The organism is Streptomyces sp. NPDC029044 (genome assembly GCF_040637495.1).
GTDB lineage: Bacteria > Actinomycetota > Actinomycetes > Streptomycetales > Streptomycetaceae > Streptomyces.
Window position 1 is genome coordinate 44,669 of record NZ_JBEZWN010000054.1, and the last position, 8,971, is coordinate 53,639.

An 8,971-nucleotide genomic window follows, 5' to 3' on the forward strand; every position below is an offset into this window, starting at 1 on the left:
GAACCCGATCCCCGACCCCGTGCCGCCGGCGCCGACACCGGGCCCTGATCCCCAGCGCCCGGAGCCGCACCCCGACCCGGTGCCGAACCCGCAGCCCCCGCCCGGCCCGGAGCCGACCCCGCCTCCGCCGGCGCCCACCCCGCCCCCGGGCCCGACCCCGCCGGCGCCCCCGGGCCCGGACCCCGTGCCGGGCCCGGATCCGTCCCCGATCCCTCCGGGTCCGGATCCCGTGCCGAACCCCGAGCCCGGACCTCCCCTGTCCTGACCCGGGCAGACGAACGGGGCGGTGGACGGCACATCCTGCCGTCCACCGCCCCGTACGCGTCCCTCAGCGGCAGCGCCTACGCGGAGGTCTCCGAGCGGTCCCCGCCCCACAGCGTGTGGAACGACCCGTCCCGGTCCACCCTGCGGTAGGTGTGTGCACCGAAGTAGTCCCGCTGCCCCTGCGTCAGCGCCGCCGGCAGCCGCTCCGCGCGCAGCGCGTCGTAGTAGGCGAGGGCCGCCGCGAAACCGGGCGTCGGCACACCCTGGCGGGTCGCGGCGACCAGCACCTCACGCCAGTCGTCCTGGGCGTCCGCGATCTCCTGCGCGAACGTCGCGTCCGACAGCAGGCTCGGCAGGTCGGGACGGGCGTCGTACGCGGCACGGATCCGGTCCAGGAACGCCGCGCGGATGATGCAGCCGCCCCGCCACAGCGCCGACACAGCGCCGAGGTCGATGTCCCAGCCGTACTCGTCACGGGCGGCGTCGATCTCGTGGAAGCCCTGCGTGTACGACACGATCTTCGACGCGTACAGCGCCTGCTCCACCCGGTCCGCGAACGCCCGGGCCTCCGCCTCACTCAGCGGCTTCGCCTTCGGGCCGGCCAGCCCGCGCGAGGCCTCGCGCAGGGCCGCGTGGCCCGACAGCGACCGCGCGAACACCGCCTCGGCGATACCCGACACCGGCACGCCCAGGTCCAGCGCGATCTGCACGGTCCAGCGGCCGGTGCCCTTCTGCTCGGCCTGGTCCACCACCACGTCCACGAACGGCTTGCCCGTCTCCGCGTCGACGTGCGACAGCACCTCGGCCGTGATCTCGATCAGGTACGAGTCGAGACGGCCCCGGTTCCAGGTGCGGAAGATCTCCGCGATCTCGGCGGGGGAGTATCCGGCGACGTCCCGCAGCAGCTGGTACGCCTCGCCGATGAGCTGCATGTCCGCGTACTCGATGCCGTTGTGCACCATCTTCACGAAGTGCCCGGCGCCGTCCGGACCGACATGGGAGACGCACGGCGAGCCGTCCGCCGCCTTCGCCGAGATCTTCTCCAGCATCGGGCCCAGCGAGTCGTAGGACTCCTTCGGCCCGCCCGGCATGATGCTCGGGCCGTTCAGCGCGCCCTCCTCACCGCCGGAGACGCCCATGCCGACGAAGTGGATGCCCTGCTCGCGCAGGTCGCGCTCCCGGCGCCGGGTGTCGGCGAAGTGCGCGTTGCCACCGTCGATGATCATGTCGCCGGGCTCCAGCAGCGGTGCGAACTCCTGGATCACCGCGTCCGTCGGCTCACCGGCCTTCACCATCACGACCAGCCGACGCGGACGCTCCAGCGCCGCCACGAAGTCCTTCGCGCTCTCGCACGCGACGAACTCCCCCTCGCCGCCGAACTCCTCCACCAGGGCGTGCATGCGCGCGGGCGTCCGGTTGTGCACCGCGACCGTGTAGCCGTTGCGGGCGAAGTTGCGGGCGAGGTTGCGGCCCATGACCGCGAGACCCGTGACGCCGATCTGCGCTGTACTGCTCATTCGGTTCGCTCCTAAAGACCTCGGTATCGGTGCTGCCGGTGGGAGGTGCCCACGGGCATCCCCCGTCGACCATCCTGACGTGCCGCTACTTCGTCCGCACGCCCGGGTCGCACGGCGTGGCGCAGGCTGATACGGACGAGAGCCCCGTCGCACTCAGCCGACGGGTGCGCCCCGCGCGCGTCGCACCGGCGCACGGTGTGCCGTGCACGGTGCACCGCCGTGGCGCGCGTCGCGCAACAGGGGCCTCATACCGGCCATTTGGACTCCCGGGCGGCGAAAAGCCGTCTTGTTCTGGCCGGTTCGCAGCGCTTACTTTTGCCCCTCCTGACGCATGTCTAGGGGGGCTTTCGATGGCCGTACGCGGCCGGCACCGCCGGTATCAGCCGAACAGGATCAACCGCGCCTCGCTCACCGTCACGGCGGGCGGCGCGGGCATGGCACTGCCGTTCATGGGCACCGGCGCCGCCCAGGCGGCGGACGTGGACACCTGGAACAAGGTCGCCGCCTGCGAGTCCACCAACAACTGGAGCATCAACTCCGGCAACGGTTTCTACGGCGGGCTTCAGTTCACCCAGTCCACCTGGGAGGCCTACGGCGGCCGGGCCTACGCGGCCCGTGCGGACCTGGCGAGCAAGGACCAGCAGATCGCCGTCGCGGAGAAGGTCCTCGACGGGCAGGGGCCGGGCGCCTGGCCGGTCTGCTCCAAACGGGCCGGACTGACCCGGGGCGGCGCCGAGCCCGACATCCGGCCGGCCGCCGAGCGCACGAAGCAGAAGGACACGAAGAAGAAGACCTCGATCGAGGACGTGCGGCCGCAGTCCACGCCGCAGTCCCGGGCGGGCAACGCCGAGATGTACACCGTGGTCCGCGGCGACACCCTCTCCCGCATCGCGGACGACCAGGACGTCCGGGGCGGCTGGCGGGGCCTGTACACCGCCAACCGCTCGACCATAGGGTCCGACCCCGATCTGATCGTGCCCGGCCAGCGCCTGGCGCTGCGCGGAGAGGGTGCCACGAAGACTCGGCCCGAGCACAGGCCGGCGCCGTCGGCCGAGCCCGCGACGAAGAAGCCGGCCCAGGACCGCGCCAAGGAGCGGCCGAAGGAGCGGCCCAAGGAGCGGGCCAAGGACGAGAGCAGGGAGCGCGCCGACCGGTCCACGGCCACCCGGCAGGGGTTCGTCGCCCCCGTCAACGCCTCCCTCGGCACGCCCTACCGCAAGGCGGGATCCTCCTGGTCGAAGGGCTACCACACCGGCATCGACTTCCCCGTGCCCACCGGCACAACGGTCAAGTCGGTCGCGTCGGGCAGCGTCGTCAGCGCGGGATGGGGCGGCTCGTACGGCTACCAGGTCGTGGTCCGGCACACCGACGGCCGCTACAGCCAGTACGCCCACCTCTCCGCGATCTCCGTGCGGGACGGGCAGTCGGTGAGCGCCGGCCAGCGCATCGGCCGCTCCGGCTCCACCGGCAACAGCTCGGGCCCGCATCTGCACTTCGAGGTGCGGACGGGGCCCGGCTTCGGTTCGGACGTGGACCCGGTGGCGTACCTCCGGGCCGGCGGCGTCAGGATCTGACACGCATGCGGTGCCGGTCGATCACGGGCAACGGGACGTACGGGATGCCGTAGAAGGGCACGTAGGAGAACGGGCGATCGTCGCCGGAGGCCGCCGCCCCCGACGACTCCCCGTTCCCGAACGCGACCTCCGCGAGGAGCACCTCTGCGGGGGTGTCCGGTACGGCCACGGGGACCGCCGCCGTCGGCTCCGGCGTGAGCACGTCCGCAGCTCCCTCCGGCCGCGGCGCGAGCACGGCGTCCGGTGCATCCGGCACGGGGACAGCGACCGTCGTCTTCGGGCCCGGCACGATCACCGCGGCCGGTGTGTCCGGTCCTGACGGGAGTGCCGCCGTCGGCTCCGGTGCGCGTACAGCTGCCGGCTTCTGCGGCCTGGGCACGATCACCGCGGCCGGTGTGTCCGGTCCCGGCACGAGCACCGCCGCCGTGGCGACGGGCGCCCGCACGTCTTCCACGAGCAGCCGCTCTCCGGTGAGCCCCGCCCGGACCCCGGCAGGCACCCGCTCCGGGACGTCGCCCGGGCGCTGCGGGCCACCCACCGGCACGGCCGGACCGCCCCGGCCCGTCCGCTCCGGCACCCGGCCCGGGCCTCCGGCCGGCAGGCCCGGCGCGCCCGTCCCGCTCGGCGCCTCCGCAGGCCCGGCCGGAACCGCGTCCGGGTGCTCGTGCGTGAGCCGCTCCGTGGTGAGGAGGATCAGGCCGCCCGCCGCGACCACACCACAGCCCAGCGCGAGCACCGTGCCCGTCGTGCCGTAGCGGAAGCTTTCTCCGAACATCGTGATGCCGACCGCGGCCGCCACCACCGGGTTCACCACCGTCAGCGTCGCCAGCGGGGCCGCGAGGCCGGCGCCCCGGTAAGCGGCCTGGGACAGCAGCATGCCGGCCGTGGCCAGGACGCCGATCACCGCGAGGGACGGCACGTCCGCCGCCGACACACCGCCGGTCCAGTCGACCGCGACGGTCTTGGTGAACACCGAGGACATGCCGAACGCGATGCCGGAGGCGGTCGCCAGCAGCATGCTGCGCACCGCCGGGTGCCGGTGCGCGGCCCGGGCGGCGACCATCAGCGCCACGACCACACCCGCGGTGACGACGGCGACGGCCACCCGCTGTGCCGTGTCCAGCGACCGCGCGTCGGACGCGGCGACCAGGGACAGCAGACCGGCGAGACCCACCGTCGCCATGATCGCGCCCCGCCAGGCCGTGGCACCGGCCTTGCGGCCGACGAACAGCGCCGCCATCGGCAGGGCCACCACGATGGTCAGCGCGCCGAGCGGCTGGACCAGGCTCAGCGGCCCGTACGCCAGCGCCACCACGTGCAGCACGCCGCCGAGGCCGTTCAGCCCGACCGCCGCCCACCAGCCCGGCCGCCGCAGCGGCGCGTACTGCTCGCCCGGCGACGACTCCGCCACCCGCTCCTGCACGATCGCCCCGCCCGCGTAGGCGAACGCGGAGACGAGGGACAGCAGGACGGACAACGCGAGGGCGCTCATCGGCTGCTCCTCTGCGTGAGGCGGGGGCGCTCGGCCCGGCGCGGCGAAAGGTGGGCTTTCATGACCAACACCCTGCCGTGTCCAGGTCTTCCCGTCGTCGTCCCTGAGCACTCATTGGGTCCTACTGCCGGTGGAGTACGCGGAGAACCCCGTCATCCCCAGGGTGGGTGAGTCCGGTCGGGGGCCACCGGGTCACATCCCCTAGGGGCCTTGGTACTACTGCTGTTCGTGGACCTCGACCCCGACCTCGCCGCGCTCCGCCCGCTCGCCGGCTTCTTCGTGCTGCGCACGGAACGAGCATCGGCCGGGTCTCTTCCCACTCTCGCACAGGCCTACGCCGCCACGTCACCGGATGTGTCGGCACATCCCCTGATTTTTCGCGTGCGGAAGGTCGCGACCGCCCTGCGCGCCCCGGAGTTGCGCGTCGCCGCGTCCGTGACCCACCAGGGGCTCGCGGCCCGGCTCTGGTCGATCGCCCTCGGCTGCGCCGCGCTCTACGGCTCCGTCCCCGACCTGGACGCCCGGCTGCTGCACTGGGACGCCGACGGCAGCGCTCCCGACGACCTCTGGCTGACGGACGTACGGCAGTTGCCCGGGGACGCGCCGTCCCTCGCGGACGTCGTCCTGCACGGGCACCTCGTCCCACTGGCGGCCGCCCTGCGCGCCCACCACGGCCTCGCCCCGGGCCTGCTGCGCGGCAACGCCGCCTCCGCCCTGGCCGGTGCCGCCCGGGAACTGGACCGCTGGGCCGGGCGGCACGGCCGTACCGACGTCGCCGTCCGGGCCCGGTCCCTGGCCGCCGAACTCCTCGCCCACCCCTTGCTCGCCGGTGCCGGGACCCTCACCGGCACAGCGTTCCGGCGCCGCAGCTGCTGCCTGTACTACCGGGTGCCCGGCGGGGGCGTCTGCGGCGACTGCTGCTTCCCGCGGCCGCCCCGCTCTTCCCCACGCGCCCCTTCTGGGTGACCATGAAAGGGAACGGCCGCTGAGAGCAGGGAGTTGCGGGTGCGCGTCGGACTGCTGACCCGGGAGTACCCGCCGGATGTGTACGGCGGTGCAGGCGTCCATGTGGAGTTCCTCGCCCGCGAGCTCAGACCGCTCGTCGACCTGGACGTGCACTGCTGGGGGGAGGGCCGCGCCGACGGCGTGCTGCGCCACCGGCCCTGGTCCGCGCTCGACGGCGCCAACGACGCGCTGCGCACCTTCTCCGTCGACCTCGCCATGGCCGCCGCCCTCGAAGGCCGCGAGCTCGTCCACTCCCACACCTGGTACGCCAACCTCGGCGGTCACCTCGCCAAGATGCTGTACGGCATCCCGCACGTGATGACCGCGCACTCCCTGGAGCCGCTGCGCCCCTGGAAGGCCGAGCAGCTCGGCGGTGGCTACGAGCTGTCCAGCTGGGCGGAGCGCACCGCGATCGAGGCCGCCGACGCGGTGATCGCCGTCTCCGGGGCGATGCGCGAGGACATCCTCGGCTGCTACCCGGCGCTGGACCCGGAGCGGGTCCACGTCGTGCACAACGGCATCGACACCAGCCTGTACCGGCCGGACCACGGCACGGACGCCCTGGACCGCGTCGGCCTGGACCGCTCCCGCCCGTACGTGCTGTTCGTCGGCCGGATCACCCGGCAGAAGGGCGTGCCCCACCTGCTGCGCGCGGTGCGGGACATCGACCCGGCCGCGCAGGTCGTGCTGTGCGCGGGCGCACCGGACACGCCGGAGATCGACCAGGAGTTCCGCGAGCTGTTCGGGGAGCTGAGCGGGGTCCGCGACGGGGTGTTCTGGATCCCGAAGATGCTGCCGCGCCCGGAGGTGATCCAGCTCCTCACGCACGCCGCCCTCTTCGTCTGCCCGTCGGTGTACGAGCCGCTCGGCATCGTGAACCTGGAGGCGATGGCCTGCGGCACCCCCGTGGTGGCCTCGGCGGTCGGCGGCATCCCGGAGGTGGTGGACGACGGCACCACCGGGCTGCTCGTCCCGCCCGGCGACAGCTTCGAGGTCGGGCTCGCCCGGGCCATGGACACCGTCCTGGCCGACCCGGCGGCCGCCGGGAGGATGGGCGAGGCCGGGCGCGAGCGCGCGGTCGGCGAGTTCGGCTGGGACGCGGTGGCCCGCCGCACGGTCCGGCTCTACGAGGAGATCGTCAAACAGGCATAGCGGGTACTGCTCAGGGGCAGGCATCGGGAAATCGGCGTGAGGGGAGCGGCCATGCGTGGTGGTGGTCCTTCGGTCCTGGGGATCGTGCTGGCGGGCGGCGAGGGCAAACGGCTGATGCCCCTGACCGCGGACCGTGCCAAACCGGCGGTGACCTTCGGCGGCACATACCGTCTGGTCGACTTCGTCCTGTCCAACCTCGTCAACGCCGACATCCTGCGCATCTGCGTCCTGACGCAGTACAAGTCGCATTCGCTGGACCGGCACATCACGACCACCTGGCGGATGTCCAACCTGCTGGGCAACTACGTGACGCCCGTGCCCGCGCAGCAGCGTCTCGGCCCGCGCTGGTACCTGGGCAGCGCCGACGCGATCCTGCAGTCGCTGAACCTCGTCTACGACGAGCAGCCCGAGTACGTGGCCGTCTTCGGCGCGGACCACGTCTACCGCATGGACCCGCGCCAGATGCTGACCCAGCACATCGAGAGCGGCGCGGGCGTGACGGTGGCCGGGATCCGGGTGCCGCGCACCGAGTCCTCGTCCTTCGGGGTGATCACCCCCGGCTCCGACGGGCAGACGGTGGAGCGCTTCCTGGAGAAGCCGTCCGCTCCACCCGGCCTGGCGGACGACCCCGACTGCGTGTTCGCCTCGATGGGCAACTACATCTTCACCACCAAGGCCCTCATCGAGGCGCTCAAGAGGGACGCGGAGGACGAGTCCTCCGTACACGACATGGGCGGGTCGATCCTGCCCCAGCTCACCGACCGGGGCGAGGCCGCGCTCTACGACTTCAGCGCCAACCACGTGCCCGGCGAGACCACCCGCGACCAGGGCTACTGGCGCGACGTCGGGACGCTGGACGCCTACTACGAGGCCCACATGGACCTGATCGCCGAGCGCCCGGCCTTCAATCTGTACAACCGCAGCTGGCCGATCTACACGCACTCGTACCAGCTCTCGCCGGCCCGTTTCAACGCGGGCGGCATCGCCAGCGAGTCCATCATCAGCGCGGGCTGCCTGGTGCGCGGGCAGGTCACGCGGTCGGTGCTGTCACCGGGCGTCGTGGTCGACCCGGGCGCCGTGGTGCAGGGCTCGGTGCTGCACGACAACGTGCACATCGGCCGGGGCGCCGTGGTGCGCGGAGCCGTCCTCGACAAGAACGTCGAGGTGCCGCCGGGCGCGACCATCGGCGTCAACCCCGAGCGGGACGCGGAGCTGTACACGGTGTCCAAGGGCGGCGTGATCGCCCTGGGGAAGGGGCAGTTGGTCACCTGAGCCGCGGCGGCCCCGGGGACTTTGTCCTGCCTCTGGACGAAGTCCGGGATCTGTGTTGTCGTGCCCTTGTCTCTCTTCGGCGCATACATGACAACGTTGGCATGAAGGTTCCGTGCGTCCCCGACGCCTCAGAAACCGAGAAGCTCGACGAGGTCCGGGCGCTGGTCTGCAAAGGGAGCAACGGGGCCGTGTACACCCAGATCGCCGACGTCGAGGGCGAGCTGAACGGCTTCCTCACCTACGACCGGGCGGTACTGAAACCCGACACGGCCCGGCTGAAGACCGCGCACGAGGCGCTGATCCGTGACGCCTCCCGGGTGACTCCCACCGGGTGCCCGGCGGCGCGACCTGTGCTGGACTGACCGCACATGCACCATGAGTCCCGCCCCTATCACCGGGGCGGGACTTAATCGGATGTTAACTGTGCGTAGCCTGATCGTACTTGACCGTAATCGGGCGGGGGCGGTTGACTGCTGACCCACCCGTCGTCGACGCGAGGCAAGCCCTTGACTGCTGACCTGCTCGCTCCTCTCGACCTGGCGTTCTGGAACCTCGAGTCCGCGGAACACCCGATGCACCTCGGCGCGCTCGGGATCTTCTCGGCCCACTCGCCGGCCGCGGGCGCCCACGCCGCGGACCTGCTGGCGGCCCGGGCCGCGGGAGTCCCCGGGTTGCGGATGCGCATCCGCAACGTG

At 72.6% G+C, this 8,971-nt stretch carries 7 protein-coding genes and 1 pseudogene; 6 read left to right on the top strand and 2 right to left on the bottom strand.

Annotation, left to right across the window (positions count from 1 at the left end):
* Positions 1-341 precede the first annotated feature (341 nt).
* Positions 342-1,781 (bottom strand): NADP-dependent phosphogluconate dehydrogenase, encoded by a 1,440-nt coding sequence (gndA, locus tag AB0E85_RS30955; protein WP_361934042.1) that lies wholly within the window; start codon positions 1,779-1,781, stop codon positions 342-344.
* Positions 1,782-2,131: 350 nt separating this feature from the next.
* On the opposite strand from gndA, the gene AB0E85_RS30960 reads away from it, so the two are divergent.
* Positions 2,132-3,355, top strand: coding sequence for a transglycosylase family protein (locus tag AB0E85_RS30960; RefSeq protein WP_361934044.1), 1,224 nt, complete (start codon positions 2,132-2,134; stop codon positions 3,353-3,355).
* On the opposite strand, the gene AB0E85_RS30965 is transcribed toward AB0E85_RS30960, so the two are convergent.
* Entirely contained in the window at positions 3,345-4,847 is a 1,503-nt protein-coding gene (locus tag AB0E85_RS30965; protein WP_361934046.1) for a DMT family transporter, read from the bottom strand. The two genes, AB0E85_RS30960 and AB0E85_RS30965, sit on opposite strands and share 11 nt — an antisense overlap.
* 210 nt (positions 4,848-5,057) lie before the next feature.
* Between AB0E85_RS30965 and AB0E85_RS30970 the strand changes: the two genes are divergently transcribed.
* From AB0E85_RS30970 to AB0E85_RS30990, 5 genes and pseudogenes are all read left to right on the top strand, one after another.
* Complete coding sequence (locus tag AB0E85_RS30970; protein ID WP_361934049.1) at positions 5,058-5,813, top strand: (2Fe-2S)-binding protein; 756 nt, start codon at positions 5,058-5,060, stop codon at positions 5,811-5,813.
* Between the two features lie 39 nt (positions 5,814-5,852).
* Positions 5,853-7,004, top strand: coding sequence for a glycogen synthase (glgA, locus tag AB0E85_RS30975; protein WP_361934052.1), 1,152 nt, complete (start codon positions 5,853-5,855; stop codon positions 7,002-7,004).
* Between the two features lie 51 nt (positions 7,005-7,055).
* Positions 7,056-8,276, top strand: coding sequence for a glucose-1-phosphate adenylyltransferase (gene glgC, locus AB0E85_RS30980; protein WP_361934054.1), 1,221 nt, complete (start codon positions 7,056-7,058; stop codon positions 8,274-8,276).
* A 140-nt stretch (positions 8,277-8,416) separates the two neighbouring features.
* Positions 8,417-8,638, top strand: a pseudogene (locus tag AB0E85_RS30985) (hypothetical protein); the annotation flags it as partial.
* 144 nt (positions 8,639-8,782) lie between these two features.
* The coding region (locus AB0E85_RS30990; RefSeq protein WP_361934056.1) for a wax ester/triacylglycerol synthase domain-containing protein at positions 8,783-8,971 on the top strand (189 nt) is incomplete at its 3' end.

Bases quoted from the DNA above. Each gene is read 5' to 3' on its own strand.
- gndA (WP_361934042.1), bottom strand. From the start codon at position 1,781: ATGAGCAGTACAGCGCAGATCGGCGTCACGGGTCTCGCGGTCATGGGC.
- glgC (WP_361934054.1), top strand. From the start codon at position 7,056: ATGCGTGGTGGTGGTCCTTCGGTCCTGGGGATCGTGCTGGCGGGCGGC.
- AB0E85_RS30965 (WP_361934046.1), bottom strand. From the start codon at position 4,847: ATGAGCGCCCTCGCGTTGTCCGTCCTGCTGTCCCTCGTCTCCGCGTTC.
- AB0E85_RS30960 (WP_361934044.1), top strand. From the start codon at position 2,132: ATGGCCGTACGCGGCCGGCACCGCCGGTATCAGCCGAACAGGATCAAC.